General features: G+C 67.4%; 23 protein-coding genes and 2 riboswitches. Of the genes, 8 read left to right on the top strand and 15 right to left on the bottom strand.

Going from position 1 to position 25,759, the window contains the following annotated elements; translation table 11 throughout:
• Window positions 1-22: 22 nt before the first annotated feature.
• The 4 genes from purS to AC5RUH_RS01750 all read left to right on the top strand — a co-directional run bounded on the left by purS (window position 23) and on the right by AC5RUH_RS01750 (window position 4,028).
• Window positions 23-295 carry a phosphoribosylformylglycinamidine synthase subunit PurS gene (purS, locus tag AC5RUH_RS01765; RefSeq protein WP_494002056.1) on the top strand — a complete coding sequence of 91 codons (273 nt, stop codon included), beginning with the start codon at window positions 23-25 and terminating at the stop codon, window positions 293-295.
• On the top strand, window positions 295-1,077 hold the full coding sequence (purQ, locus tag AC5RUH_RS01760) for a phosphoribosylformylglycinamidine synthase subunit PurQ (protein ID WP_493977174.1): 783 nt from the start codon (window positions 295-297) through the stop codon (window positions 1,075-1,077). Before purS ends, purQ begins: the two co-directional genes overlap by 1 nt.
• Window positions 1,078-3,492: a phosphoribosylformylglycinamidine synthase subunit PurL gene (gene purL / locus AC5RUH_RS01755; protein ID WP_494002054.1), complete on the top strand. Its 2,415-nt coding sequence runs from the start codon at window positions 1,078-1,080 to the stop codon at window positions 3,490-3,492.
• 131 nt (window positions 3,493-3,623) lie between these two features.
• Window positions 3,624-4,028: a VOC family protein gene (locus AC5RUH_RS01750; protein ID WP_494127738.1), complete on the top strand. Its 405-nt coding sequence runs from the start codon at window positions 3,624-3,626 to the stop codon at window positions 4,026-4,028.
• 54 nt (window positions 4,029-4,082) lie between these two features.
• Here AC5RUH_RS01750 and AC5RUH_RS01745 read toward each other — a convergent pair whose 3' ends face one another.
• From AC5RUH_RS01745 to uriH, 4 genes are all read right to left on the bottom strand, one after another.
• Window positions 4,083-6,530, bottom strand: coding sequence for a penicillin acylase family protein (locus tag AC5RUH_RS01745; protein ID WP_494127737.1), 2,448 nt, complete (start codon window positions 6,528-6,530; stop codon window positions 4,083-4,085).
• A gap of 375 nt (window positions 6,531-6,905) precedes the next feature.
• Window positions 6,906-7,865 carry a ribokinase gene (locus tag AC5RUH_RS01740; RefSeq protein ID WP_494127736.1) on the bottom strand — a complete coding sequence of 320 codons (960 nt, stop codon included), beginning with the start codon at window positions 7,863-7,865 and terminating at the stop codon, window positions 6,906-6,908.
• On the bottom strand, window positions 7,862-9,286 hold the full coding sequence (gene uriT, locus AC5RUH_RS01735) for a uridine transporter UriT (RefSeq protein WP_494024819.1): 1,425 nt from the start codon (window positions 9,284-9,286) through the stop codon (window positions 7,862-7,864). The genes AC5RUH_RS01740 and uriT overlap by 4 nt, the downstream gene beginning before the upstream one ends.
• Window positions 9,283-10,326 carry a uridine-preferring nucleoside hydrolase UriH gene (gene uriH, locus AC5RUH_RS01730; protein ID WP_494127735.1) on the bottom strand — a complete coding sequence of 348 codons (1,044 nt, stop codon included), beginning with the start codon at window positions 10,324-10,326 and terminating at the stop codon, window positions 9,283-9,285. Before uriH ends, uriT begins: the two co-directional genes overlap by 4 nt.
• 208 nt (window positions 10,327-10,534) lie before the next feature.
• Here uriH and AC5RUH_RS01725 point away from each other — a divergent pair, with 208 nt between their 5' ends.
• Entirely contained in the window at window positions 10,535-11,527 is a 993-nt protein-coding gene (locus AC5RUH_RS01725; RefSeq protein WP_494127848.1) for a LacI family DNA-binding transcriptional regulator, read from the top strand.
• Window positions 11,528-11,557: 30 nt separating this feature from the next.
• On the opposite strand, the gene AC5RUH_RS01720 is transcribed toward AC5RUH_RS01725, so the two are convergent.
• The 4 genes from AC5RUH_RS01720 to AC5RUH_RS01705 form a co-directional block, all read right to left on the bottom strand.
• Window positions 11,558-12,358, bottom strand: coding sequence for an SDR family oxidoreductase (locus tag AC5RUH_RS01720; RefSeq protein WP_494127734.1), 801 nt, complete (start codon window positions 12,356-12,358; stop codon window positions 11,558-11,560).
• A 56-nt stretch (window positions 12,359-12,414) separates the two neighbouring features.
• Window positions 12,415-12,735: a putative quinol monooxygenase gene (locus tag AC5RUH_RS01715; RefSeq protein ID WP_494002047.1), complete on the bottom strand. Its 321-nt coding sequence runs from the start codon at window positions 12,733-12,735 to the stop codon at window positions 12,415-12,417.
• A gap of 85 nt (window positions 12,736-12,820) precedes the next feature.
• Window positions 12,821-13,366, bottom strand: a complete 546-nt coding sequence (locus AC5RUH_RS01710) for a DUF1990 domain-containing protein (RefSeq protein ID WP_494127733.1) — start codon at window positions 13,364-13,366, stop codon at window positions 12,821-12,823.
• A gap of 3 nt (window positions 13,367-13,369) precedes the next feature.
• Window positions 13,370-13,774 (bottom strand): MmcQ/YjbR family DNA-binding protein, encoded by a 405-nt coding sequence (locus tag AC5RUH_RS01705; protein ID WP_494127732.1) that lies wholly within the window; start codon window positions 13,772-13,774, stop codon window positions 13,370-13,372.
• A gap of 343 nt (window positions 13,775-14,117) precedes the next feature.
• Between AC5RUH_RS01705 and AC5RUH_RS01700 the strand changes: the two genes are divergently transcribed.
• Window positions 14,118-14,957, top strand: a complete 840-nt coding sequence (locus AC5RUH_RS01700) for a DUF1206 domain-containing protein (protein ID WP_494013280.1) — start codon at window positions 14,118-14,120, stop codon at window positions 14,955-14,957.
• 78 nt (window positions 14,958-15,035) lie between these two features.
• Here the strand turns inward: AC5RUH_RS01700 and AC5RUH_RS01695 are convergent, their stop codons facing one another.
• The 4 genes from AC5RUH_RS01695 to AC5RUH_RS01680 form a co-directional block, all read right to left on the bottom strand.
• Window positions 15,036-16,457: an LLM class flavin-dependent oxidoreductase gene (locus tag AC5RUH_RS01695; protein ID WP_494127731.1), complete on the bottom strand. Its 1,422-nt coding sequence runs from the start codon at window positions 16,455-16,457 to the stop codon at window positions 15,036-15,038.
• Window positions 16,458-16,545: 88 nt separating this feature from the next.
• Window positions 16,546-16,635, bottom strand: a riboswitch (SAM riboswitch).
• An 88-nt stretch (window positions 16,636-16,723) separates the two neighbouring features.
• Window positions 16,724-18,187 carry an APC family permease gene (locus AC5RUH_RS01690; RefSeq protein ID WP_494127730.1) on the bottom strand — a complete coding sequence of 488 codons (1,464 nt, stop codon included), beginning with the start codon at window positions 18,185-18,187 and terminating at the stop codon, window positions 16,724-16,726.
• A gap of 13 nt (window positions 18,188-18,200) precedes the next feature.
• Entirely contained in the window at window positions 18,201-19,478 is a 1,278-nt protein-coding gene (locus AC5RUH_RS01685; protein WP_494127729.1) for an acyl-CoA dehydrogenase family protein, read from the bottom strand.
• A 213-nt stretch (window positions 19,479-19,691) separates the two neighbouring features.
• Entirely contained in the window at window positions 19,692-20,930 is a 1,239-nt protein-coding gene (locus AC5RUH_RS01680; protein ID WP_494127728.1) for an acyl-CoA dehydrogenase family protein, read from the bottom strand.
• A 75-nt stretch (window positions 20,931-21,005) separates the two neighbouring features.
• A riboswitch (SAM riboswitch) is annotated at window positions 21,006-21,120 on the bottom strand.
• A gap of 327 nt (window positions 21,121-21,447) precedes the next feature.
• Between AC5RUH_RS01680 and AC5RUH_RS01675 the strand changes: the two genes are divergently transcribed.
• On the top strand, window positions 21,448-22,404 hold the full coding sequence (locus tag AC5RUH_RS01675; protein ID WP_494127727.1) for a zinc-binding dehydrogenase: 957 nt from the start codon (window positions 21,448-21,450) through the stop codon (window positions 22,402-22,404).
• A 63-nt stretch (window positions 22,405-22,467) separates the two neighbouring features.
• Here AC5RUH_RS01675 and AC5RUH_RS01670 read toward each other — a convergent pair whose 3' ends face one another.
• Window positions 22,468-22,884 carry a CoA-binding protein gene (locus AC5RUH_RS01670; RefSeq protein WP_494127726.1) on the bottom strand — a complete coding sequence of 139 codons (417 nt, stop codon included), beginning with the start codon at window positions 22,882-22,884 and terminating at the stop codon, window positions 22,468-22,470.
• 138 nt (window positions 22,885-23,022) lie between these two features.
• Window positions 23,023-24,321, bottom strand: a complete 1,299-nt coding sequence (locus AC5RUH_RS01665; protein ID WP_494127725.1) for an alpha/beta hydrolase — start codon at window positions 24,319-24,321, stop codon at window positions 23,023-23,025.
• A gap of 119 nt (window positions 24,322-24,440) precedes the next feature.
• Here AC5RUH_RS01665 and AC5RUH_RS01660 point away from each other — a divergent pair, with 119 nt between their 5' ends.
• A complete protein-coding gene (locus tag AC5RUH_RS01660; RefSeq protein WP_494127724.1) occupies window positions 24,441-24,983 on the top strand; it encodes a helix-turn-helix domain-containing protein in 543 nt (180 codons plus the stop codon).
• A 170-nt stretch (window positions 24,984-25,153) separates the two neighbouring features.
• On the opposite strand, the gene AC5RUH_RS01655 is transcribed toward AC5RUH_RS01660, so the two are convergent.
• On the bottom strand, window positions 25,154-25,519 hold the full coding sequence (locus tag AC5RUH_RS01655; RefSeq protein ID WP_494127723.1) for a VOC family protein: 366 nt from the start codon (window positions 25,517-25,519) through the stop codon (window positions 25,154-25,156).
• Between the last annotated feature and the right edge of the window lie 240 nt (window positions 25,520-25,759).

Genomic DNA, 25,759 nt, shown 5'->3' with positions numbered 1-25,759 from the left:
ATCCAAGCACAGGAGTGGCCGGATGCCCCGGATCGTTGTTGATGTCATGCCCAAGCCCGAAATCCTTGATCCGCAGGGCAAAGCCATTGCCGGCGCGCTGAACCGCCTGGGCCTGGCCGGCTTCAGCGAAGTCCGCCAGGGCAAGCGCTTCGAACTGACGGTTGACGGCGAGGTGACCGAGGAACTCCTGGAACAGGCCCGGCATGCCGCCGCCACGCTGCTCTCCAACCCCGTGATCGAAGACGTCACCCGGGTGGAGGTCATCACCGAGGCGACCATCGGGGCCGGCGAATAATGACTGAGACACCCCTGATCGGCGACTTCTCGCCCGCACCGGACGCAGGCCTTTCGGGCGCGCGCATCGGCGTCGTCACCTTCCCCGGCACGCTCGACGACCGCGACGCGGCCCGTGCCGTGCGGATTGCCGGCGGCACAGCGGTCAGCCTGTGGCACGGCGACCATGACCTGCAGGGCGTGGACGGCGTGATCATCCCCGGCGGCTTCTCCTACGGCGACTACCTGCGCGCCGGCGCGATCTCCCGCTTTGCCCCGCTGATGGAGCAGATTGCCGACGCCGCCAACGCGCAGCACGATCCGCTGCCGGTGCTGGGCATCTGCAACGGCTTCCAGGTGCTGACCGAGGCACACCTGCTGCCCGGCTCCATGATCAAGAACAACCACCTGCACTTCCTCTGCCGCGACCAGAGGCTGCGCGTGGAGAACAACACCACGGCCTGGACCAGCCAGTACGAAGCCGGCGCGGAAATCGTGGTGCCGCTGAAGAACCAGGACGGCCAGTACGTCGCCGACGAGAAGACCCTGGACGAGCTGGAAGCCGAGAACCGCGTGGTGTTCCGCTACTCGGACGGCAACCCGAACGGCTCGCGCCGCGACATCGCCGGAATCAGCAACGCCGCGGGCAACGTGGTGGGCCTGATGCCGCACCCCGAACACGCCGTGGAAGCCGGCTTCGGCCCGGACTCTTCCGCCTTCGGCGACGTCGAGCTGCGCGGCGGCACCGACGGCCTGGGAATTTTCACCTCCGTTTTGACGAAGATTGTGGCAGGTGCCAAGTAAATGACCGAGACCAATCCGACCAGCGCAACAGTGGATACCCGGCTGGAAACCGAGGCCGAGGCACGCAATGAGCACGTGCAGAGCTACGGCGGGGCGGCCGACGCCGTCGAACGCGCCGAGGGGCGTCAGTTCAACATCGACACCGTGGAGCATGCCGCGCAGACCCCGGACACCGAGTTGCCTTGGGCCGAGCTGGGATTGAAGCGCAACGAGTTCGACGAGGTAGTCAAGGTGCTGGGCCGACGCCCCACCGCCGCCGAGCTGGCCATGTATTCGGTGATGTGGTCCGAGCACTGCTCCTACAAGTCTTCCAAGGTCCACCTGCGCCAGTTCGGCGACAAGGTCACCGAGGACATGAAGAAGCACATGCTGGTGGGCATCGGCGAGAACGCCGGCGTGACGGACCTGGGTGACGGCTGGGCCGTAACCTTCAAGATCGAGTCGCACAACTCGCCCACCATGGTCGAGCCGTACCAGGGCGCCGCGACCGGCATCGGCGGCATCGTGCGGGACATCATCTCCATGGGCGCGCGCCCGGTGGCCGTGATGGACCCGCTGCGCTTCGGCGCGATCGACCACCCGGACACCGCCCGCGTCGTCCACGGTGCGGTCGCCGGCATCGGCGGCTACGGCAACTCGCTGGGCCTGCCGAATATCGGCGGCGAGGTCGTCTTCGACTCCGTTTACCAGGGCAACCCGCTGGTGAACGCCCTGGCCGTGGGCGTCATGCGCCACGAGGACATCCGGCTGGCCAACGCCTCCGGCAAGGGCAACAAGGTGGTGCTGTTCGGCGCGCGCACCGGCGGCGACGGCATCGGCGGTGCGTCCATCCTGTCCTCGGAGTCCTTCGACGACACCAAGCCCTCCAAGCGCCCCGCGGTCCAGGTCGGCGACCCGTTCTCGGAGAAGGTGCTCATCGAGTGCTGCCTGGAACTGTTCAAGGGCTCGCTGGTCGAGGGCATTCAGGACCTGGGGGCCGCCGGCATCTCCTGCGCCACCTCGGAGCTGGCCTCCAACGGCGACGGCGGCATGGACGTCGAGCTGACCTCCGTGCTGCTGCGCGATCCGACCCTGACGCCGGGTGAAATCCTGATGTCCGAGTCGCAGGAACGCATGATGGCCGTGGTCTCGCCCGAGAACGTCGAGGCGTTCGAGGCCGTCATGGCCAAGTGGGCCGTGGAATACTCCTGGCTGGGCGAGGTCACCGACACGGGCCGCCTGGTCATCAAGTGGGACGGCGAGACCATCGTCGACGTCGACCCGCGCACCGTCGCCCACGACGGCCCGGTCTACAACCGGCCCTACGCCCGCCCGGAATGGCAGGACAGGGTCCAGGCAGACGGCTTCCGCGCCTCCGCCGCCGGCGCCAACCCCCCGGCCAGCGCCGAAGACCTCAAGGCAGCCGTGCTGGAACTGATGGCGTCCCCGAACATGTGCTCGAAGGACTGGGTGACCAACCAGTACGACCGCTACGTGGGCGGCAATACCGCACTGGCCATGCCCGACGACGCCGGAGTGGTCCGGGTGGACGAGGAAACCGGTCTCGGGGTTGCCCTGGCCACCGACGCCAACGGCCGCTACACCTACTTGGATCCCTACCAGGGCGCGCAACTGGCCCTGGCCGAGGCCTACCGGAACGTCGCAACCGTGGGTGCTATCCCGATGGCGGTGTCCGACTGCCTGAACTTCGGTTCGCCGGAGGACCCGGACGTCATGTGGCAGCTGGCCGAAGCGATCCGCGGCCTCTCCGACGGCTGCATGGAACTGGGCGTCCCGGTCACCGGCGGCAACGTCTCGCTGTACAACCAGACCGGCAACACCCCGATCCACCCGACCCCGGTCGTGGCGATGCTCGGCAAGCTCGACGACGTCGGCCGCCGCACACCGTCCGGCTGGCGCGAGGACGGCCAGGCCATCTACCTGATGGGCACCACCCGCGACGAGCTGGACGGCTCCGAATGGGCCAACCTGCGCGGACACCTGGGCGGCAAGCCCCCGGCCGTGGACCTGGCGGCCGAGAAGCTGCTGGGCGAGCTGCTGATCAACGCCTCCCGGGACGGCATGATCGACGCCGCCCACGATCTCTCCGAAGGCGGCCTGGCCGCTGCCCTGTCCGAGATGGCGCTGCGCTTCGGCGTCGGTGCCCGGATCGGCCTGGGCGAGGTCTGCGAACGTGACGGCGTCGACCTGTTCACGCTGCTGTTCAGCGAGTCCCAGGCCCGCGCCGTCGTGTCCGTGGCGCGCAGCGAAGAGGTCCGCTTCAAGGACATGTGCGGCGCGCGGGGCTTCCCGTTCATGCGCATCGGCGTGGTGGACACCGAGAACGGCGCGCTGGACTTCCAGAGCGAGTTCTCCGTGCCGCTGGCTGAACTGAAGGAAGCCCACGAGGGCACCCTGCCGAAGTACTTCGGGTAGGTTCCGCCGCCCACGGGGCGAGCGAAAGAGGGATGTTCCGTGCACCGCGGTGCGGGGAACATCCCTCTTCGTCTTATCTCCGAGGACCGGAACCCGCCGGTGCGGGCAATCCGTGTCTGTAGGCTGTGCCCATGACGGCACCGCAGATCTATATCAGCTTCCCCGGCACTGCCCGCGAAGCTCTCGGTTTCTATGCAGAGATCTTTGGCGGAGAGCTTTCCCTGCACACCAATAAGGACTTCGGCAACAGTGCGGGACCGCCGGGGCAGATAGCCCACGGAATGCTGAACGGCGTGGTCGCCCTGGCCGGATCGGATGCGGCACCCGGCGAGAAGACCGTCCGGCTCGAGGGCGTCATGCTCTCGTTGCTGGGGACGGCCGAGCCCGAGGTGCTGCACGAGTGGTTCGACAAGCTCGCCGTTGGCGGCCGGGTCGTCGATCCCCTTGCCCCGAAGCCGTGGGGCGCCTCCGATGGCCAGGTGATCGATCGTTACGGACTCCACTGGCTCGTCGGCTACGAACCGGTAGGCCCATAGGGAAAGCAGCAGGCGGCCACCGCCGGTGGCCGCCTGCTGTCGACTACGAACAGGTCACTTCAGTAGTTTCTCGCTCTCGAGGTTGGCTTCGAGCTGTTCCGGGTAGAGGTTTTCCGTCTTGCATTCGAAGTCCGCGTACATCTGCAGTTGATCAGCGTAGTGCGGGGACTTGGTGCCGTCTGGAGCGATGAAGCCGCTTTGGCCGGGCGGGGCTACCGTGCACATCTCGGCCTGCGAACCGAAGAGCGAGACGATGTCATTCTGGGTGCCGCGGTTCATGTAGTCCGGCCCAGTCAGGTTCTCGTTCGGGTTCGCCTGCGGGACGCCGATAAAGTTCTTGTAAGAGAACTCGTGCTGGGGCGTGGGCGCGGTCCAGTTCTTGCGGTCGGTGCCCTGTTCGGCCTCGAGCTTCTCCAGCGCCTGCTGGTAGGTTTCCAGCAAGACTTGCTTCTTGTCCGCGCCATTAAAGAAGTCGACGTGCTGTAAGACCCCGGCGTCTTTACCCAACAGGGCGTTGTAGACGAGCTTGCTGCCGTTTGCGGGACGGGCGAGACCGGTGCCCTGCGAGTAGCTGGCAAAAACGGAGGCTGGCAGGTCGTCCTTGAGCACCGCCTCGAACAGGATCGGCAGCCAGGCATCCATGATCGCTGCCTCAGGGCCGTCGAGCTTGCCGTCGCCGTCACTGTCACGGCGCTGGCCATCCCATCCTGTCAGGAGCCGGACATCCTGGACCACGGGATCCTTGGCGGGCAGCGTTTTGACGGCTTCCTCGAGGAACGGGCGGAAGTAGCGGATGTTCAGGTCCGCAAACGAGGTTTCTTCGTTGATGTTCCAGATCTCGTCGGTCGTGAACTTCTGCTGGTCCTCAAGCCGTTCAATGATCTCGTTGACCCGGTCCACCGGCGACCAGTTTCCTGAGCCTGCGTTGAAGCCGGCACCGGACTGGTTGTTCCAGTTCACGATATAGCCCTGTTTGGGGTTGTAAACCTTGGGGTTTTCGGAGAAGTCCCTGATGCCCTTCCACTCCATGGACCCGTCGCCGACGGCGGGGAGCCGCGGGTCGTGCCCTTCGGCGCGGATGGGCAGCTTGCCTGGGGAGACGTAGCCGATGTTGCCTTTCTTGTCGGCGTAGTACCAGTTGATCGTAATGCCCACCTTCTCCGCCTGGGCCAGGTACTCCTCCCAGTTTTGGGCCTTCATGATCTTGATCCAAGCCATGAAAGACTGGATTTCGGTACCGGTCCAGCTGCGTTTCTTTGAGTATGCCGTGTTGTTCGCTTCGTCAAAGCTGGTCACGAAACCGTGGACGGTGGAGTAAACCTGCTGTTCGATCGGTTCCTGTCCGGCGACCTCGATCTTTTCGGTGCGGACATCCATCGGCACCCAATCGCCGTCGTACTTGTACTCGTGGGGGTTTTCCGGGTTCAGCTGCTCTTGGTAGACGTCGTTGACGTCGAGCGGTCCGGCGGTGGATCCCCAGCTGATGTTCTTGTTGGTGCCGAAGAGGATGGTGGGGTGGGCGAAGGGTGTGTTCCCCGTCACATCGTAACCGGCCCCGTGCAGGCCGATGCCGTAGACATAGGAGGGGTTGAACCAGGAGAACTGGGGGCCATTGAGCAGCACCGAGCCCTTCTCCTTGCTCTTCTTACCGCCGACGATCCAGAGATTGCTGGCCTCAGGCTGGAGGTTCGGCCAGTCGCCGCCGCCGAACTGCTTCATCCGCTCCAAGCCGTCATCCTTCAGATCCTGGGAGACTTTGTTGAGCTTGGCCATCTGGGAGGGGCTGTCCGAGGCCAGCTGGTTCGGTCGCTTTTTATCCTTGCGCGGCACGGTGGTGGGGGCGGTGGGATCTTCGATCCACTGCAGCTGATCGAAGAGGAGCTGGCCCTGCTCCGCACCGTGTTCGGCGGTGAGCTGCTGGAGGACCTGCAGGCTGGAAAGCTCCCCTGCGCTGTCCGAGAATCGGTTGGCCATGGTGCCGACCCAGATCATCGCCACGTCGTACCCTGACCACCGGGAGGGCTCGAAGCCGTAATCGGTGAACTGCTTCGGCAGCAGCGCGCCCGGGTTGTCCATGACCTCCGAAATGCGCTTGTTGAAACCGGCCGCGTAACCGTCGAGGATGTCCCGATCTTCTGCGGGCAGGGCAGCAATCTGCTCCCTGATGGCTTCCGGGTCAAAGGAGGCCCGGGAGCGCTTGTCGATCTCGACGTAGTCCGCGCCCAGCACTTCGGCAGAGGTGCCCAGAACGGCGCGTTTGGCCATTTCCAGTTGGAACATACGGTCCTCAGCAACTGAATAGCCATAGCCGTAGAACAGATCTCGGGTCTTGTCCGCGTAGACGTGCGGGACGCCGTAGGTGTCCCGCTTGACGGTGATAGCGCCCGATCCGAGGACCTTTTCACTACTTTGCTGCACGGTGTCCGTGGTGTCGGCTGCCGTAGCGCCGGGGGCGGCAAGGCCTCCCGCCAACCCCGCTGAAAGAACCAATGAGAGTGCCATGAGCGCTGGTTTCGTCTTTTTCACCTGACTCCTCGTCGAATCAACTGCGATGGAACTGCATGCGAATGCCGTCGGCAGCCCCTCCGTGAAAGGGCCTGGTTGCCGGCGGCAACTCAATGCCACAACACCGGTAGCGGGTTGGCAATGGTTGCTGGTCTAATTCCCGTCCAAACGTTCATTTTTTATTGACAGGGAGTCGGGTCCCGTGGCGCCCGCGTTTTTTCGGGATTACTGCAGCCGGACACTTATAATCGCCGCCCCACAGACCACAAAGAGTTCTGCCCGGAGGGTGAGAGGCTCCACCAACGACGACGGCGCCGCGCACCTTCCGGTGCACGGCGCCGTTCGTTTGTGGGTGGTGTACGGCCTCTGCCGTCAGGCGCCGGCCCGCAGGCGCTCCACGTCCGCCAGCCGCGGATACGCGGCCTGGGTTCCCTTCTTCGTGGCGGCCAGGGCAGCAGCGACCGAAGCGAACGCCGCCGCCTCGGCCAGGGTCTCCCCTGCGGCTAGCCGTGCCGCGAGGGACCCGGTGAAGGCGTCGCCGGCGCCGGTGGTGTCCACGGCGTCAACCTTGGTGGGGGCGATCCGGGTGAAACGGCGCCCCTCCTCGGCATGCCCATCCAGCACGATGGAGCCTTCGGCACCCAGAGTGACCACGACGCGGTCCAGCCCCTGCGCCGCAAACTGCAAGCGCACCTGCTCCCAGTCGGCAACGGCGGCATCGGCGCAGGGCATTTCGCCGCCGCCGAGGAACAGCGAAGCCTCGTGCGCGTTGACCAGCAGGACGTCGGTGAGTTCGGCCAGGCTTCTGGGCACGGGCGCGTAAGGCGAGAGGTTGAGCAGCACTGTAGCTCCGGCGTCGTGCCCTGCTCGTGCTGTCGCCTCCACGACGTCCAGGCCGACCTCGAGGCAGAGGCAAACCACGGCGGCGCCATTGAAAACGTCCCCGGCTGCGGCGACATCATCCGGAACCACCGTGCCGTTGGCGCCGGGGGAAATAACGATGCTGTTCTCCCCCGCGGCGTCAACGGTGATGACCGCGACGCCGGTCTCGACGCCGGCGGCACGGCGCACGCGGGAAACGTCCGCGCCGGCCCCTGCCACGGAGGCCAGCAGCATGTCTCCGTTGGAGTCCTCGCCCACGGCGCCGATCAGGGCGACGTTGCCGCCGAGCCGGCCAGCGGCCACGGCTTGGTTGGCGCTCTTGCCTCCCGGGTTCACGGTGAAGCCTTCGCCGCGGAGGGTTTCGCCAGGGTTGGGCAGCCGCTCGGTGTAGATGGTCAGGTCCGCGTTCAGTGAACCAACGACGACGATGCGTCCGGCCCGCGGACTCACTTTTCCACCTCGGCCTCAACGGGCTTGGGGATCAGCAGCGAGGCGGCGAAGGCCGCGACGGTGATGACCAGGCCGACCACAATCACCGTAAGGTAAGAGCCGCGGTCGCCCAGCGCCGAGGTGCCCACGAGCACCGCCGGCAGCACCAGGAAGCTCAGCCCGGCGCCGAGGTTGAAGGCTCCGGCGTTCATACCCGGCAGGAAGCCGGGGTTGCCCGGGGGCGAGAGCACCACGCCGAGCCCGTTGAGCATGATGTTCGCGGTGCCGGCGTACATGATGCCGAGCAGCGCAGTGGCGGCGACCATCACCGGCAGGCTGTTCAGGCCGAACAGCGCAATGATCACCAGGGAGACGATGCTGCCGATCATGCCGATGCGCAGGACATTGGTGTAGCCCAGGACCGGGGCGAGCCGCCCGCTGATCGGGCCGAAGACCCAGCCCAGCAGCGCGTAGGGGGTCAGGATGAGCAGCGCCGTTTCGGTGGGGCCGAGGCCGAAGCCGGGTGCGGCGGCCTGTACGTAAGCGGGGACAATCCCGTTGATCACGGCGAAGATGCCGGTCATGGTCAGGATTGTGGTCAGCAGCGGCGCCCACGTGGAGCGCTGGCGCAGATGGACAATCTCGACCATCGGCTCCTTCGTACGCTTTTCGGTGACCCAGAAGGCGGCGAACGCTGCGGCGGCCACGGCGATCAACACCAGCGAGAGAATCAGGGTTCCCGTGGAGAACGCGCCGACCAGCTTGGCGGCCTCGTTCAGCGCGGTGAGCAGGGCACCGACTGCGACAACAATAAAGACGACGCCGGTCCAGTCCATCCGCGTCCCGGCCTGCGGTTTGCTCTCGGGCGTCAGGACGGCGACGAGGATCGCGGCGAGCACGGCGAGCACCACCATGAACCAGAAGATGCTGCGGAAGCCGTAGTGCTCGGCCATGTAGCCGCCGAGGAAGGCATCGACGCCGGCCACGCCGCCGTTGACCGCGAGGATGACCCCCATCAGCGTGCCGTACGTGCGCGGGTTGGGCACGGCGGTGCGCAGCATGATCAGGCACAGCGGAACGGTGGGGCCGCTGACGCCCTGGATGATCCGGCCCACGAAGAGCCACGTAACGTCCGGGGCCAGCGCCGCGATCACGGAGCCGACGGCCGTCAGCAGCATCATGCCGACGAGGATTCGCTTGCGGCCGACGATATCGCTCAGCCGGGGCAGGAACAGGGAGAACAGCGCGGCGGTGGTGAAGAACCACGTCTGGGACAGGCCGATCGAGGCTTGGTCGGTCTGCAGTTCCTCCCCCATGGTGACCAGGGCGGGGCTGAGCATGGAGGCATTGAGCTGGAAGGCCACGCAGGCCGTCAGCAGGGCGACCATCAGGGCGGTGGTGCCGCCGCGGGTGGCCTTGGTGTCGTGGAGAACGGCGCTCATTTCGCTGCCTCCCCGGTGGTGACCGACGTCGCGGAGGCGGGCGCCGCCGTCGTCGTTGTGGTGGCGGTTCCCGTTTCTACCTCGCCGATGCGGACCAGCGCATCGGTCACCAGGTTCCAGAACTTGGTGCGGTCAAGGTCCACGGCCACGGAGGTGTGGCAGTCGGCCGGCGCGGGGGCGCGGAAGTCGGCGACGGTCATGCCGAGGGTCAGCTTGCCCTGCAGTTCGATGTCGACCGGGACCTTGCGGGTGGTCATCACCGTGGGGTCGATGACGTAGGCGACGGCACACGGATCGTGGACCGGCGGGTAGTCGAAGCCCTGTGCATCCTTGTACGTCTGGGCGAAAAAGTCCATCAGTTCGCGGACAAAGCGGGCCGGGCCGGTGCCGACGGCTTCGATTTGCTCGACGACGTCGGGGGTGGCCAGCGCCTGGTGCGTGAGGTCCAGTCCCACCATGACCAGGGGCCACTTCTCGTTGAAGACGATGTGGGCGGCCTCGGGGTCGATCATGATGTTGAATTCGGCCACGGCGGACCAGTTGCCCACATGGTAGCCGCCGCCCATCAGCACGACTTCCTTGACCCGCTCGACGATGCGCGGCTCCTTGCGGGCGGCCATCGCGATGTTGGTCAGGCCGCCGGTCGGGACCAGGGTTACGGTGCCGGGTTCGTGCGCCATGATCGTGTCGATAATGAGATCAACGGCGTGCCGCGGGTCCAGTTCGATGGCGGACTCCGGCTGCGCGGGGCCGTCCATGCCGGACTCGCCGTGGATATCCGGCGCGGTTTCGATGGTGCGCACCAGCGGCCGGTCGCAGCCGGCGGCGAACGGGACACCGGTGATGCCGGCGATCGTCCCCACGGCCAGGGCGTTCTTGGTGACCTTTGCCAGGGTCTGGTTGCCGACAACGGTGGTCACGGCGAGCAGTTCGATGTTCGGGTTGCCGTGGGCCAGGAGCAGCGCCACGGCGTCGTCGTGCCCCGGATCGCAGTCCAGGATGATCTTCTTCGGTCCGGGCGTCGCGGAAGTGGCGTCCATGTTTTCTCTCCACGTCATCGGGGCCCCGCAGCGGGGAAATTGTCACAGCGAGTTTGACATCCCCTTCCGGTCCACGTCAAACGCTTGACGTAGTGCGCGTCAAGCGCTTGATGCCTTGTTGCGCTTGATTACGCCTATCATGGGGCTCATGGATTCCGCCCGCCCTCCCCAACACCCGCCGCGCGTCGGTCGGCGAGTGACCGCGGCGATGGTGGCGGCACGCGCCGGCGTCTCCCCCGCGACGGTTTCGTTGGTGGCGAACGGCAAAACGCGCGGGCGGGTGTCCGCCGACAACATCTCCCGGGTCAGCCAGGCCATCGCCGAACTCGGATACGTGGTGGACAGCGTGGGCAGTTCGCTGGCCAAGGGCGTCAGCTCCATTGTGGTGCTGGTGGCGCCGGACATTTCCAACCCGTTCTTCGCCAAGGTCGTTACCGGCGTGCGCGAATCCCTCGGCGCGGACTTCCAGCTGCTGCTCTCCGTCACCGAAGCCGGCGAATTCCCCCGCGCGGATGACATCCGCCGGCTCCTCGCCCTGCGCCCGGCAGGCCTGCTGGTGGATGCCCCCGATGCCGCGTTCCTCGAGGACCTCTCCCCCACGGGCCCCTTGGTGCTGCTCGACGCGCCCGGGCTGGAGGCTTATGCGCCGTCCGTCAACCTCGACGTGGCCCACGGCGCCCGCGAACTCGCGGCGCACCTGGCCGCCTCCGGCCACCAGCGGGTGGCGTACCTGGACAGCGTGACCGGCACAGCCACCTTCACCATTCGCCGGACGGCCTTCCTGGAGGAAGCGGCCACTCGCGGGATGACCGCAGACCCGGCCCACCTGATCAGCACCACGATCGACGTCGGCGCGGCAGCCGACGCGTTTGCCGCCGCCTGGCCCCAGTGGCAGCAAGCGGGTGTCACCGCCGTCGTCTGCGCCACCGATACCCACGCGTACGGCGTGCTGCAGCAAGCGCGCGTTGCCGGCGTGCGGATCCCGGACGAACTCGCCGTCGCCGGCTTTGACGACCTGCCCTACTCCGCCACCAGCAACCCCGGCCTCACCACCGTCCACCTTCCCGCCGCCCGGCTGGGCCTCAAGGCCGGCGAACAGCTGCGCGGCCTGATCGAAGGCCGCGACCTCGAGCAACCCCAGCTCACCTTGGAGGCCTCGCTGATTGTGCGCGGCTCCACGGAGCGGATCGCCGCCAACTGACCAACGACGGCGCGGTCCGGGCCGTCGCGGCTACACCTTGCGCCAGTCGTGCCCGGTCACGGCCGCCCCGGCCTGCGGCCCCATCTGCAGCATGCCGCCGTCCACCACCCACGACGCCCCGGTGACGTAGCCGGCTTCGGCCGACGCGAGGAAGGCGATCACGGCTGCGACCTCGCGGGCGTCGCCGGGCCTTGCCAGCGGAATGCCCGGCCGGTCGATGCGGTGCGGGTCTTCGTCCTCGTTGCCGGTCATGGCGGTGGCGATCTCTCCCGGCGCGACGGAGTTGACCGTGATGCCGTGCCGGCCGAGCTCCAGCGCCATGTTCTTCACCAGGCCGCCGAGGCCGTGCTTCGCGGCGTCGTACGGGGCGGCCCCGATCATCGGCTGGTGCTCGTGCACGCTGGTCACGGCGATGATCCGGCCGCCGCGGCCGGCATCCGCCATCCGCCGGGCTGCCCGCTGCATGCACACGAACGCGCCGTCCAGGTCGGTGGCGACCACCCGGCGCCAGGTCTCGTAGTCCAACTCCAGGAACGGCTCCGAGGCGCCCGTGCCGGAGTTGTTGACGAACACGTCCAGTCCGCCGAGTTGCTCCGCGAGCGAATCGACCACGTCGCCGCAGCCGGGCAGGTCCGTGGTGTCCAAGTGGGCGACGGCGGCGCTGCGGCCGAGCGCGCGCACCTCCTGCGCGGTCTCTTCAGCCCCGCTTTCGTCCGAGTGCCAGGTGATCCCCACGTCCAGCCCTGCCCGGGCGAGCGCGACGGCGGTGGCCCGGCCGATGCCGGAGTCGGAACCGGTGACGATGGCGGTGCGCGGCGTGAAATTTTCCATGGGCCTATTGTGGCGAAGAACCGGCCGCTTGCCAGCCCCACCGGCCGCGCGGGCCGCTACGCGACGGTCATTTCGCCCATCAGGTCCCAGTCGTCGCCCTCGACCTGGCGGCTGATGATCCGCGGCGTTTCCTGCAGGTACTGCGGCTGCTCCTGCATGGCCTTCTTGAAGTGGTCGCTCTTCACATGCGCTTCGGCCGCGTCGTCCCGGAAGGCCTCGACCAGCACGTACTCATTGGGGTCCTCCACGCTGCGCGACCAGTCGAACCACAGGTTGCCCGGCTCGGCACGCGTCGCCTCGGTGAATTCGCGGACGAGTTCGGGGAAGTTATCGGCGTACTCGTCCTTGACCTTGAACTTGACCACAATGAAAATCACGAGGCATCAGCCTTTCTTCTGTTGGGGGTGTCTTTTCATCCTGTCATGTACCGCGCGGTCCGTCAGGTCAGGTGCGGCCAATCAGTTAGCGGCGGTGCCCGGCCTGCCCGCCGGCGAGCGCCTTGGCCGCGGCAATATAGCGCCGCGTGACCAGCCGCTGTGCGGCCTCCGCCACCGGTGCTCCTGCCCGGTAGAACCAGTTGGCATGCCGGCTGAACGCGAACACCTCGAAGACCACCCGCCCGCTCCCCTCCAGCACAGCCACAAAGCCTTCCTCCCCCGACTCCGGATGTCCAGGCAGGGTGCCGTAGCCGAAGCCCGTCCGGGTCGGCGTCCGTTCCGTCCACACCACGCGGCACGGGATGGCGAGCCGCAGCGGCCCGACGCCGAACCCGGACACCACCTCCGCGCCTTCGGCGGCCACCGGCCCCGTGGCATCGACCCGCAGCCCGGCCAGCCGATGCACTTCCCACCCCATCAGCCCCTCGGCCAGCCGGTGAAAAGCGTCTTCCCCCTCACCGACACCGACTCGCTCGTCGACGACCCGGTATCCCGGCGGCGAGGTGCGCTCCCGGCTCAACCCCACGCCGTCGTACGTCAGCGGAACCCCGCCCAGGTCCTCGGCCCTCACCGCTCAGCCCTGCAGCGCATCGTCGCCCCTGGCCAGGCCCATCCAGCCCAGCATCTCGCGGTCGCGGTGCGGCAGCGACGCCACCACCAGGTCGTAGGAGTCCTCGATCATGTCCCGCAGCATGTCGTCGGGCAGCCCGCCGTCGCAGCGCACGCCGTTCCAGTGCGTTTTGTTCATGTGATAGGCACCCGTGATCTCCGGATGCGCCGCGCGGAGCTGCTGCGCCAGCACCGGTTCGCACTTGAGGCTGATGCTCAGCCGCGGCGCCTGCAGGTCCGAGAGCGCGAACATCTTCGCCGCTCGGCCTGCCGCCCGGACCTTGAACACCGACGACTCGGGCCCAAACGGGAAGTCCTCGAACGCCCCGGGCAGGGACAGGCAGAATGCGCGCAGGGCGGTTGCGTCCATGGGCACGAGCCTACTGCTCCCGGCCCGCGCCGGTCACGGTTCTGCGCAGATCGACGTACCACCCGGCCTCCGTGCCTCGCCCCGCCCGTGCCTCGCCCCGCCCGAGCGTCGCCCGCGCCGCTCACGGTTCTGCGGAGATCGACGTGCCCACCCGGCCTCCGTGCCCCGCCCCACCCGAGCCTGGCCCGACGCCCCCTGGACCGCATCCCGCCCTAGTTCCGCCCGGTGCGCGGCGGCAACTTCGGTGGCAGGATGGTTTCACAGTTGTTTCACGGGGAACGACGGCGGGCTTCGGTGCCGCCGGCGGGTTTCGGAACGGGCGACGGCTCTGGAGAGGAGACCCATGTCAGACACCGGCAGGGAAGCGAAGCGGGCGGCCGGCAGGGCCAAGGACAAGACCGAGGTCGCCGCCAATTCCAAGGCGTTCGAGCGGGTGGCGCGGTTCGGTTACGTGGCCAGCGGCCTGCTGCACGTGCTGATCGGCGCGATCGCGCTCCGGCTCGCCTTCGGCGGAGGCGGCGAGGCGGACCAGACCGGGGCCGCCTCAAGCCTGGCGAAGACTCCGGGCGGGATGTTCCTGCTCTGGGCGGGCATGCTTGCCGCCGCCGCCCTGGCCTTGTGGCAGATCAGCGAGGCGGTGTTCGGCGGCCGCGGCCGGGAGGCAAAGAAGAGGTGGGGCTACCGGGCGAAGTCCGTGGGACTGGCCATCGCGTACACGGTGGTGGCGGTATCGTTCGGCAGCTTCGCGCTGGGTTCCGGCGCCGACAGCAGCCAGAGTTCCCAGGACGCCAGCACCAGGCTGATGCAGTGGCCGGGCGGTGCCGTTGTCCTGTTCCTGATTGGCGCCGTCATCATGGGCGCCGGCGTCTTTTACGTGTACAAGGGCCTGAAGAAGAAGTTCCTGGACGACCTCAAACGGCTCCCCAGGGGCAGCACCGGCACCGCCGTGACGTGGACCGGCGTCGTGGGTTATGCGGGCAAGGGGCTGGCACTGTTCGTGCTGGGGCTGCTGTTGGCGGTGGCCGCGGTGCAGCACGACCCGCAGGAGGTCAAGGGGTTGGACGGGGCGCTCAAGGCGCTGCGTGATCAGGCCTTCGGCCCGGCCGCACTCGCCGTCGTCGCCGTTGGCCTGATCTGTTACGGCCTCTACATGGGCGCCCGGGCGCGCTACGCGAAGATGTAGGCACCGGAGAACGACGGCGGTGCGCCTCCCCGTGGGCCAGGCGCACCGCCGTCGTTGTTTAGATGGTTCTGCCCGTGCCTAAGCTCGGTGGGCCAGCGCGTTCTGCAGGCGGAAGCCAGCGGCCCGGTGGTTCTCCGGCAGCTTGTCGCCGCGGCCGAAGAGCTTGTTGCGCAGGGTCCCCGGCGCGTACTCCGTGGGGTAGGCGCCCAGCTTCTGCAGTTCCGGCACGACGAATTCCACGATGTCCTCGAAGGTGCCCGGGGTGATCGCGTAGGCCAGGTTGAACCCGTCCACGTCGGTCTCGTCGACCCACTCCACGAGCTTGGCGGCTACCTCCGCGCCGGAGCCGACGGTGATCGGGCCGAAACCGCCGACGCCGACCCATTCGGCCAGCTGGCGGATGGTCCACGGCTTGCCGCTGTCGCCGGAGGCCTTCTGGAAGGTCTCCACGGAGGACTGGATGGCGTTGGACTTCACGTTTTCGCCAATCACGTCATCCGGGCCGTAGGTGGAGAGGTCCACGCCCATCCAGCCGGAGATCAGCGCCAGCGCCCCGTTGATGTCTGCGTAGGACTTGTAGTCCTCGAATTTGGCCTGCGCGGCGGCGGTGTCGGGCCCGGTCACCACGGTCTGCATCGCGTAGATGCGGACGTCGTAGCGGTCGCGTCCGGCCGCCTCCACGGCGTCGCGGATCTTCTTCACCGATGCGGCCAGCATCTCCTTGGTCGGGCAGGTCACGAACACCGCCTCGGCGTTCCCGGCGGCGAACTCGGTGCCGCGCTTGGAAGCCCCGGCCTGGAAGATGACCGGGGTGCGCTGCGGGCTCGGCTCGGTGATGGCGATGCCGGGAACCTTAAAGTACTTGCCCTCGTGCCGAATCTCGTGGACCTTCGCCGGGTCGGTGAAGACGCCGGTCTCCACGTCCTTGACCACCGCGTCGTCCTCCCACGAGCCCTCGAGCAGCTTGTAGATGACCTCGAGGTATTCGTCCGCGTGGTTGTAGCGCTCGTCGTGCTCCAGCTGGTCTTCCTGGCCCATGTTGCGCGCCGCCGAGGGCAGGTAACCGGTGACCACGTTCCAGCCGACCCGCCCGTTGGTCAGGTGGTCCAGCGTGGCCAGGCGGCGGGCGAACGGGTAGGGGTGCTCGTAGGCGGTGCCGGCGGTGACGCCGAAGCCGAGGTTTTCGGTCACCGCGGCCATCGCCGAGACCAGCATGAACGGATCGTTCACGGGGACCTGTGTGCCGGCGCGCAGCGTGGTCTCGTTGGAGGATCCGAAGACGTCGTAGGTGCCGAGCACGTCGGCGATGAACAGGCCGTCGAACAGGCCCTTTTCCAGCACCTTGGCCAGGTGGGTCCAGTAGCCGATGGTGTTGTAGGTGGGGGACTTGTCCTGCGGGTGGCGCCACAGTCCGGGCGACTGATGGCCCACGCAGTTCATGTCGAAGGCGTTGAAGCGAACTTGGCGCCGGGGGTTGGGCTGCGGGTTGTTTACGGTCATGTCAGGCTCCTTTTCTGATGAGAAGAGCCCGCGCCAGCCCTCCGTCGGGCATGCGGCTGCCAACGGAAGACCAACGAGAGATCGAGCTTCTCCATCGGTCCTGGCGGTAGCACCTTCCTCAGGGAGGGGGTTGCTGCGGCGTCAACAAGCCAGGTCTCTCGGCCGCTCTGGATGGGTACCCCTCCATTGGACACCCGGGGGCGTCCGGAGGGAAATGTTCCGCGTCACGCGGAGTAAGAATTACGACGCGTTACGCCGGGTATAAATCACGACGCCGGTGCGGAGCCGGCTTTGGTCTGCGGACGCTTCCATCCCGCCACCGCTCCGGCCCCCAGGCAGACAAGAATCAGGACGACGACGGCGATCGCCAGCGGCACACTGTTGCCGACCAGGGTGGGCAGGTTCTGCAGGATCAGGCCCAGGATGGCCAGCAGCCCGAGGAGTCCGAGAGCCGGGGCGACCGAGCGCTTCCAGTCGCGGGCCGGTGCGCCCTGCCGGCGGAAGAAAACCAGCACCGCGATGCTGGTGACCGTCATCAGCACCACCACGCCCAGGGAGGCGAAACCGGCAAACCAGGTGTAGAACTGCACGATGGGGTCCCAGCCGGCCACCACCGCGGCCAGCAGGAACAGGGCCACCACTCCGGTCGAAGCGGCCGAGGCCAGATGTGGCGAGTGGTGCCGGGTGTGCGTGCCGGCCAGCTTGGCGGGGAAAATGCCTTGTCCGGCGATCTGGAAGAAATAGCGTGAGCTGATGTTGTGCAGGGACAGGATGCAGGCGAACAGGCTGCTGGCCAGCAGTACCTGGATGACGTGGCTGCCCGCGGTTCCGAGGTAGAGCGCGGTAGTCTCCGAGAGCAAGGTGCCGGGCGCGTCCGTGGCCTTTTGGACGATGCCCTCGTCGCCCCACACGCTGATCAGCAGCCAGCTGGAGAGCGCGTAGAAGCCGCCCACCACGATGAGGGCTACATAGGTGGCGCGCGGGATCGTCTTGTCCGGGTCCCGTGCCTCGTCGCGAAACACGGCGGTGGCCTCGAAGCCAATGAAACTCAGGATGGCGAACAACAGCGCGATGCCGGGCGCCCCGGACAGCACGGTCGACGGAGTGACGAACCCGGTGGACAGGCCCTCTCGACCGCCGCCGCCAAAAATTACGGCAGCGTCCAAAACCAGCACGATCAGCACCTCGGCGACCAGCAGTACCCCCAGCACCTTGCCGGAGAGCTCGATGTTGCGGTGGCCCAGCCAGGCGACGGCGGCCAGGGCGGCAGCGGCCCATGCCCACCATGGCAGTGCCGGCCCGCCGTAGGCGCGCACCACTTCGTCGACGGCCGGCGCCAGCAGGCCGTAGACGCCGGCTTCCAGCGCGAGGTAGGAGAGCAGGGCCACGAAGGCCGCCCCCAGGCCCGCCCTGCGGCCGAGGCCTTTGCCGACGTAGCTGAAGAACGCGCCGGCCGTTGGCACGTGCGGTGTCATGGTGGTGAAGCCGACGGCAAACAACAGCAGGATGGCCATGGCCAGCAGGTAGATGAAGGGAAGGCCGGCGCCGTTGCCGCTGACGATGGCCAGCGGGACGGTTCCGCCGATGACGCCCAGTGGCGACGCGGCGGCCAGCACGATGAGCACGATGCTGGCGACGCCCAGCCGGCCGGAGAGCCGTGGAGCACCGGCATTGGCGGCCGCGGCGGTCTCGGGTGCGGCGAGGGTTGGGTTATTGACGGATACGGACATAGTTGGCTTCTTCCTAGAAGGCCGCGGAGCGGGTGGCTTGGCTGGCTGGACGGGCGCCGTCGCTCTGTGGCTGACGCGCGGCGTCGGCATTGGCCTCGCCAATCGTCCAGACGTACGGGGGCTCGGCGCCGTTGACTTCCCAGTCGCCGATGATCCGGGCCTTATAGATGAACGGGTTGTGCGTGGCCACGGTGCGGGCGTTGCGCCAGTGCCGGTCCAGTGCCTTGTCCGTGCTGGTCGAGGAGGCACCGAGCGCGTTGAAAAGGGCGCCTGCGGCGTCCGGGACCAAGGCGCTGAGCACAATCTGCGCCCGGCCCGATTCCAGTTCGACGGCGATGTTGGCCGCCTTCTCGGCGTCGGCGTCTGACTGCCGCGAGGCGAAGACGCGGTCCAGGCTGCGGGCAACGCCGAGCGTGGTTGCCTTCGCGGCGTAGGCCTTGGCGCTGATTTCGCCGACCACCTGCAGGACCTGCGCGTCGTGCCGAACCAGCGGGGCGTTTCCGTGGCCGAACACCCGCTTGCGGTCCCGTACGTTCTCTGCGGCTTCGCTGGTGACGGCCTGAGCGATGCCGGCCAGGGTCACCAGCAGGATGTGCTGGTAGAGCGCCGTCTGGTACGGGAAGCGGTCGGCGAAGGCGGACACGTTGGCAGGGTCCACCACAGCGTCGGTAAACACGGTGGTGCCGCTGCCGGTGAGCCGCTGGCCGAAACCGTCCCAGTCGTCGAAGGTTTCCACGCCCGGCGTCTTGGTGGAGATGATCACCGAGACATCGGAGCCGTCCGGGCGCTTGGCGGTGACGTCGATCCAGTCCGCGAAGATGGTGCCGGTGGTGTAGAACTTGCGGCCGTTCAGCAGCAGCTTGCCGCCGGTCTCGGACAGCACGGTGGCGGTTCCCCCGGCGCCCGGTTCGGTCCAGGCGTTGCCGGCCAGCTCGCCGGACGCGAAGCGCCGCAGCCAGGCGCCGCGGTCAGAGGTGCGGCCGTTGTGGTACAGGTTCTCCTCCACCAAGGCAATGTGCGAACGCAGCGCCTGCGGAATGTTGCTGTCCGCGGCGGCCAACTCGATCAGGAGCCGGGTGAACTCTTCCCAGTCCAGCCCGTCGCCGCCAAGTTCGGCGGGGATCCGTGTGGCGCCAAAACCGGCGTCCTTCAGCCAGCCGATCTGCTCAAACGGCAGCTTGCGGGTGAGCTCGCGGCTTAACGCCCCGGCGGCGATGCGCGCGAAGATCGGACGGTACTTGGCGGCCGCGGCGTCGAAGGCCGTGGCGAGGTTGTCGAGTGTTTCAGTCATGGTGGTTCTCCTGGAGGTTTCGCCGTGAGGGCGTCAGATGAGGCCCTCAGGTTTCGGGCAGTGGTGATGGGGCGCCCGGGTTGCGGGCACCGGTGATGGGGCCCCGCGGGTTGGGGCCCCGCGGGTTGGGGCCATCGGTGGTGGGCCCGCGGATGGCGGGCAGCATGAGGTGACCCGCGGGCTGCTGCAGGGGTGTGCGGCGTTCCGCGCGGCTTAGGTGTAGAGCGAAATCGGCTGGACGTCGCCGAGCAGGTAGTTGGCGCCGACCTCGACCTTCTTGTAGTCGACCGGATCGTGCAGGGTGTGCGTGCGGATGTTGCGCCAGAAAATGTCCAGCCCGACCTCGGTTTTCGCGGAGGACGAGCCGGTGGTCTCGAAGATCCGGTTCGCCACGTCCACGCCCACCTCGGTGGACACGACCTTGAGCCGCGCAATCTCGAGCGCGATGTCCGCCCGGGCTTCCGCGCTCAACTGCGCGCCGGCGGCAATAACAGCGTCGAACCTGGCGTTCGTCCGGTCGGCCAGGGCCTCCACCGCGGCAACCCGCGACACCAGCTCGCCGTAGACCCGCTGCGTCAGCGGATCCTGGGCATAGGTCTCCTGCGTGCTGAGGAACCAGGAGTTCCGGCGCGCCAGCGTGATCCGGCGTCCGCGGTCCAGCGCCCCCTGCGCGATGCCCAGGTAGAGGCTGCCGAAGGCCAGCTGGATGTACGGGGTAACCAGCGTGGAGAAAGGCTCCTCCCCTACCTCGCCGATGATGTCCGCTTCGGTGACCTGCACGCCGTCGTACTTCACCGAGCCACTGGCCGAGAGCCGCTGTCCGAGCGCATCCCAGTCCCCGAGGTATCCGATGCCCGTTCGGTCATGCTCCAGCGCGAGGGCCAGGAACTTGCCCCGCTCGGGTCCGGCCGCGATCACGGCGTTGACCAGGATGGCGTCGCCGACGGAAGCGCCGGTGGAGAAGTGCTTGGTGCCGTTCAGCCGGAAGCCGTCGCCGTCGGGAACAAGTTCCAGATTTGGGTCCACCGGGTTCACGGAGTCGCCCCAGGACCAGCGGCCCCGAGCGGAGCGGCGGAGCAGTCGTTCCTGGACCTGCGCATCACCGTAGAACACGACGGCGCCCAGGTTGGCGTAGTGGTAACCGAGTATTTGCGCGATCGACGCGTCGGTGCGGGCCAGGATGCGCACGGCGTGCAGCGCGCTCTCCCAGTGCCCGCCCTCGCCGCCCCAGTCGGCCGGGATGATCAGGTTGAGCAGGCCCGAGTTGCGCAGCAGCTCCACCTCGGCGTGCGGGTCGGCGTTGCGTCGGTCGCGCTCCAGCACGTCCGGGGCCAGCGCGGCGGCAACGCCTTCGGCTACTTGCTGCCAGTGGGCCAGTTCCTCGGCGGTAGCCTGTCCGGCCCACGGGGCTGGGCGGGTTTGCGGGTTGTTGGCGGTCACGACGGCGGTCATGTTGGCTCCTCACGGCGGGGCTCCCATCCGGACCCGCGGCGCAGCAACCGTCACGGTTGGGGCGCATCCCGGAGGGGGCCGTACTTGCCGGGCACGGTGTTGTGCGCGGCCGGATCCTCATCTGGGGCACCCCGCTACGGGAGAGGGTTGCCGCCCAACCAGCCAGAGCTTGTCGTTGGGACTCTTGATCTCGGAGTCGAGTATGCCGGGGCCGATCCGGTGCAGGGAAGCACATGACAGGCCATGACATTCTGCTGCCGTTTGTTACGGAAACCGCTTCTGATGACGACGACGGCCCGTCGCCCCAGCCGGCTCCGGGGGCTGGGGCCGGCAGGCGTCCGCCCGGCTCCACGGGCTGGGGCTGCAGGCTTCCGCCCGGCGCATTAAGCCGTGCGCATTCCTCTGCGCGGCTGTCCCCTACTGGCCTGGTTACGAGGGGACTACCGTGGAGGTGCACTGCCAATATGGCCGGGCCGGGACGGGCACCGTCCGCTGGCCGTCGTACGGGAGGTTCATCATGAAGGCATGGCAATTTGTCGGCACGAAGAAGCCGCTGGAGCTTAATGAGGTTCAGGAACCCCACGCTGGCCCCGGTGAAGTGGTCGTCGACGTCAAGGCGTCGGGGGTCTGTCACTCGGACGTCTCGACGCTCGATGATCCGGGATGGATGGCGCTGTTCCAGCACGGCCTGCCCCGCACCATGGGCCATGAATCCGCCGGCGTTATCAGCGAGGTCGGCGAGGGCATGGACCATTGGAAGATTGGCGACCGCGTAGGCCTCTCTCCGGTGATGTCGGACGGGGACGCATTGGGTTACGGGAAGTGGGATGGAGGCTTCGCCGCCAAGCTTCGCGCGACCGACGACAATCTCGTCGCCCTGCCCGACGAAGTGCCGTTCGACCTCGGCGCGATGGCGACCGACGCCGGCTTGACCGCCTACCATGCCATGATGGCGGTCGGCGGGGCGAAGAACGGCATGAAGGTCGGCGTCATCGGCCTGGGCGGACTGGGCTACATCGGTGCACGCTGTGCCGCGTTGGTCGGCGCCGAGGTGTACGGCGCCGAGGTCAATCCGGAAACCCAGAAACTGGCCGACGAGATCGGATTGGCTGGCGTCGGCGCCTCGATCGAAGAGTTCAAGGACAAGAACCTGGAGCTGATCGTGGACTACGCCGGCTTCGGCACCACGACCTCGGCCGCCATCGAAACCCTCGCTGAGTTCGGCACCCTGGTTCAGGTGGGCATGGGCCGGTTGGAATCGACCATCAATACCTACCCGATCATCATCAACCAGCTCACCATCAGGGGCTCAAAGTCCGGTACCAAGGAGGATCTTGCCGGCATCTACGAGCTGATGAAGAGTGGCCAGCTCAAACCACCCATGAACCACATCAAGCATGCCGACATTCCCGGCGCAATCGACAAGCTTCGCGCGGGAGGCGTCGTCGGCCGCTTCATCGCTGTGTACGAGTGATGCGGGGACTCGAGGCGGCCGTCCGAAGGCGGGGCAGGGCTGACCGCAGCCCGTGAGCTGCTGTTATAAACCGAAGCGCGGGGCCTCGATGGCCGGGCAGGTATCCATGACGACGTCCAGCCCGGCCGCCTTGGCCCGTTCCGCGGCGGCTTCGTCGATCACGCCCAGCTGGAGCCACACCGCCTTGGCACCGACTTCGATGGCCTGGTCCACCACCGGGCCGACCTTCTGCGAGTTCACGAAGCAGTCCACCACGTCGATCTCGCCGGGAATGTCCCCGAGCTTTTGGTAACCGGTCAGGCCGAGGACGTCGTCGCCCTGCAGGTTGACGGGGACGACTTCCATGTCCAGTTGGTCCATCAGGTACCGGGAGATGCGCATGGCCACCCGGTGCGGGTTCGTGGACAGGCCGACGACGGCCCAGCGGCCGGGGTTTTCGAGCAGCCGCCGGACGACTTCGGGGTCATTCTGGTGTGCCATGGCTCGACCCTACCCGCGACTCTTCGGCACCGGAACCGCCGCCGGCCCTCTCCCCCTCAGCCGCCCTCATCGAGGAGTCGGCAGGCGCCCTCAACCCGTCGGTTTAAGGGCGCCAGCTGAACAGTCGATGGTTTGGGGCTAGCCAGCCAACCGGGCCGCCGCTGCGTCGGCGTGCTCCGCCACCCAGTTCCCCACCAGTTCCAGCACTTCAGCGTCCACGGGCTCGCGGATCTGGCGCTTGTAGTCGGAGAGGGTCGGAACCTTCGGGTCGCGGCGCAGCAGGTGCGACAGGTCCTCGATCTTCCTCGTGGTCACCGGGCCGGGGACAGTGGCCGCGATGATGTCCAGGTCGGCCGGGTCCACCTGCACGTCCTTGGCGCCCGTGATGGCCAGCACCGGCATGTGCAGGCGCTCCAAGTTCGGAACGGGGTCGAAGTCGAGGAACTCCCGATGCCACAGCGCGTTGATCTTGCGGCCCTGCATGCGCACCACGTCCTCGGTGGTGAGCCGAAGTTTTTCCACCGACTTCGCCTGCACCTTGACCAGGTCCTGGCGGAAAAGCTTCAGCAGCAAGCGCGGGAAGGCGGGCAGCGAGTCGCTGATCTGGGCCGTCTGCCACCTGCCTGTCTCAAAGCCTGTCTGCGCCGAGGCTGAAAGCAGCACAGCCCCATCCACCCGTGTACCGGACTCTGCCGCCACGGCCGCCGCGTGGTAGCTGCCTTCGCTGTGGCCGACCAGGAACACCGGGAGGCCCGCGGCCTTTTGGGCGGCCATCCAGCGGAGGGCGGCCGCGGCGTCGTCGGTGTTCTGACGGAAGCCGGCCGCCCAGAAGGTTCCTTCCGAGTCGCCGGTACCGCGCTTGTCGTAGCGCAGGGAAGCGATTCCGTGGCCGGCAAGTGCCGTCGCCAAGTCACGGCTGATGCCCAACGGCATCCGTTTGTGGTCGGCATTGCGGTCGATCGGTCCCGAGCCCGGCAGGATCAGCGCGGCGCCGCGGACCGTTCCGGCCGGTTCAGCCCAGGTTCCCGTCAGCTGAACGGTCCCGGACGGGAAGCTGATCACTTCTTCGGTGAACGCCTGACCGGCGGGCAGGCCGGCGGCCTTCCGGATCCGGGCCGCAACTTCCTCGGCATCGGGAAGCGACACGACCACCCGGGCGTACTTTTGCCCGTCCAGGTCAAGCTGAACTGCCGGGGTGCCGCGGCGGGCGACGGCGAGGGTCTTGCCGCGGCCGCGCCACGTTCCCACCCGAGTCCGTCCCGGGATCGCAAGCCCGGGAGCCCGCCATCCGTGGACGCCGTCGAACGCATACGCGAGCACCCGGACGGAGGTCACCGCGGACAGCGGGAATCGCTGGTCGCCGAGCAGCCCCGCAACTTTCTCGAATCGATCCAGCTCCAGCAGAACCTCCTTGTTCTCCACCACTATCGCCGCCACCGCGCCTCCCTTCGGGTCGTTTATTGCTCGTGTCTTGGTCGTCGGTCGCCCATTTGGTTACCGGACAGTACGATTATTATCAGTTGCAGGAACAATGTCAACTGTGAGAACGTTGAGCCATGTCCTCCTCACAGAGCGCCGACCTGATCCTGCACCCCGTACGCCTGCGGATCGTCCAGACGCTGCTGGGCAACCGTGAGCTGACCACGGCGGAGATCTCCGCCGAACTCCCCGACATTCCCACCGCGACGCTTTACCGGCACATAAGCACGCTCTCCAAGGCCGGCGTGCTGGCGGTGGCCCAGGAGAGACCGGTTCGCGGCACCACCGAACGTACCTTTCGACTGGACGTAGCCAGGAGTTCAGTGGCCGAGGACGATCTGGCGTCCATGACGGCCGATGACCACCGGCGCGGCTTCATGGCCTTTGCGGCCGGGCTGCTGGGTGCCTTCGACCAATACATCTCCGGGGGGAATCCGGACTTCGTGCGCGACGGGGCCGGTTACCGGCAGACCGCCCTCTGGATGACGGACGAAGAGTTCGAGGATTTCACCTCCGCCATCAGGGCTGCCGCAGAGAAGGTGGTGGCCAACGGCCCTGAAAAGGGGCGGCACCGCCGTTTGTTCTCCACGGTCCTCATCCCGGCGGATCCGCCCGCCTGACTGACCGCCCCGCCGGGCCCGCCCCGGGAGCAACGTCCAACATCGGCGGCACATGGGCGGGAGGAGACGGCGGCGTCGTCGGCTGGCTATGAAAGGAGGCAGCGACGCCGGCGACACCCGAGCGAACGGGGGCATCGCCGTCGTGATGGCCCCGAGGGGGCGGGCCGGCGTTACGCGTCCCAGCAGAGGCAGAAGGGGTGTCCGGCGGGGTCGGCGTACACCTGGAACCCCGAGGCGGACGCCGGGTCATCGGCCGGCTTCAGCAGCTTGGCACCCAGGGACGTCGCCTGTTCATGGGCGGCCGCGAGATCGTCTATGTAGAGGTCCAGGTGGATCTGCTGCGGCGTCCCGTCCGGCCAGTCGGGCGGGATGTGGTCGGGCGCAAGCTGGAATCCCAGCCGCGATTCGCCGTCCACCATGACCGTGTGCCAGTCGTCTTCGGCCTCGACCGTCCCGTCCAAGAGGCCGGCCCAGAAGGTGCTCTCCGCCGCGAGGTCGGCGGCGTCGAACACGATGATCTCTCTGCTGATTTTCATGCGGTCATCCTGCCACTGAGCCGAAGTTGCGTCCATGGTTAGCGGGGATGCGCCTGTTTCCCCGGCGGGTTCCCCACGAGTGGTTCGCGCCTTTGTTACGGCAGATTGTCATTCCGCCTTTGTTACGGGTCATTATTACGGGCAGTTTGCCGGGAGCCCCGCCCGTGCCGTTTAGTTGGTGGTGACCATCCCGAGCGGCCGAGAGACCTGGATCGACGACGCCGCAGCAACCCTGGTCAC

The organism is Arthrobacter sp. Y3223166, from assembly GCF_059090935.1.
The sequence above is the reverse complement of the archived record's forward strand: the minus strand, read 5'-3'. Positions and strand labels throughout refer to the sequence as shown.

Bases quoted from the DNA above. Each gene is read 5' to 3' on its own strand.
- purS (WP_494002056.1), top strand. From the start codon at position 23: ATGCCCCGGATCGTTGTTGATGTCATGCCCAAGCCCGAAATCCTTGAT.
- purQ (WP_493977174.1), top strand. From the start codon at position 295: ATGACTGAGACACCCCTGATCGGCGACTTCTCGCCCGCACCGGACGCA.
- purL (WP_494002054.1), top strand. From the start codon at position 1,078: ATGACCGAGACCAATCCGACCAGCGCAACAGTGGATACCCGGCTGGAA.
- AC5RUH_RS01750 (WP_494127738.1), top strand. From the start codon at position 3,624: ATGACGGCACCGCAGATCTATATCAGCTTCCCCGGCACTGCCCGCGAA.
- AC5RUH_RS01745 (WP_494127737.1), bottom strand. From the start codon at position 6,530: ATGGCACTCTCATTGGTTCTTTCAGCGGGGTTGGCGGGAGGCCTTGCC.
- uriT (WP_494024819.1), bottom strand. From the start codon at position 9,286: ATGAGCGCCGTTCTCCACGACACCAAGGCCACCCGCGGCGGCACCACC.
- uriH (WP_494127735.1), bottom strand. From the start codon at position 10,326: ATGGACGCCACTTCCGCGACGCCCGGACCGAAGAAGATCATCCTGGAC.
- AC5RUH_RS01725 (WP_494127848.1), top strand. From the start codon at position 10,535: ATGGTGGCGGCACGCGCCGGCGTCTCCCCCGCGACGGTTTCGTTGGTG.
- AC5RUH_RS01720 (WP_494127734.1), bottom strand. From the start codon at position 12,358: ATGGAAAATTTCACGCCGCGCACCGCCATCGTCACCGGTTCCGACTCC.
- AC5RUH_RS01705 (WP_494127732.1), bottom strand. From the start codon at position 13,774: ATGGACGCAACCGCCCTGCGCGCATTCTGCCTGTCCCTGCCCGGGGCG.
- AC5RUH_RS01700 (WP_494013280.1), top strand. From the start codon at position 14,118: ATGTCAGACACCGGCAGGGAAGCGAAGCGGGCGGCCGGCAGGGCCAAG.
- AC5RUH_RS01695 (WP_494127731.1), bottom strand. From the start codon at position 16,457: ATGACCGTAAACAACCCGCAGCCCAACCCCCGGCGCCAAGTTCGCTTC.
- AC5RUH_RS01690 (WP_494127730.1), bottom strand. From the start codon at position 18,187: ATGTCCGTATCCGTCAATAACCCAACCCTCGCCGCACCCGAGACCGCC.
- AC5RUH_RS01685 (WP_494127729.1), bottom strand. From the start codon at position 19,478: ATGACTGAAACACTCGACAACCTCGCCACGGCCTTCGACGCCGCGGCC.
- AC5RUH_RS01680 (WP_494127728.1), bottom strand. From the start codon at position 20,930: ATGACCGCCGTCGTGACCGCCAACAACCCGCAAACCCGCCCAGCCCCG.
- AC5RUH_RS01675 (WP_494127727.1), top strand. From the start codon at position 21,448: ATGAAGGCATGGCAATTTGTCGGCACGAAGAAGCCGCTGGAGCTTAAT.
- AC5RUH_RS01670 (WP_494127726.1), bottom strand. From the start codon at position 22,884: ATGGCACACCAGAATGACCCCGAAGTCGTCCGGCGGCTGCTCGAAAAC.
- AC5RUH_RS01660 (WP_494127724.1), top strand. From the start codon at position 24,441: ATGTCCTCCTCACAGAGCGCCGACCTGATCCTGCACCCCGTACGCCTG.
- AC5RUH_RS01655 (WP_494127723.1), bottom strand. From the start codon at position 25,519: ATGAAAATCAGCAGAGAGATCATCGTGTTCGACGCCGCCGACCTCGCG.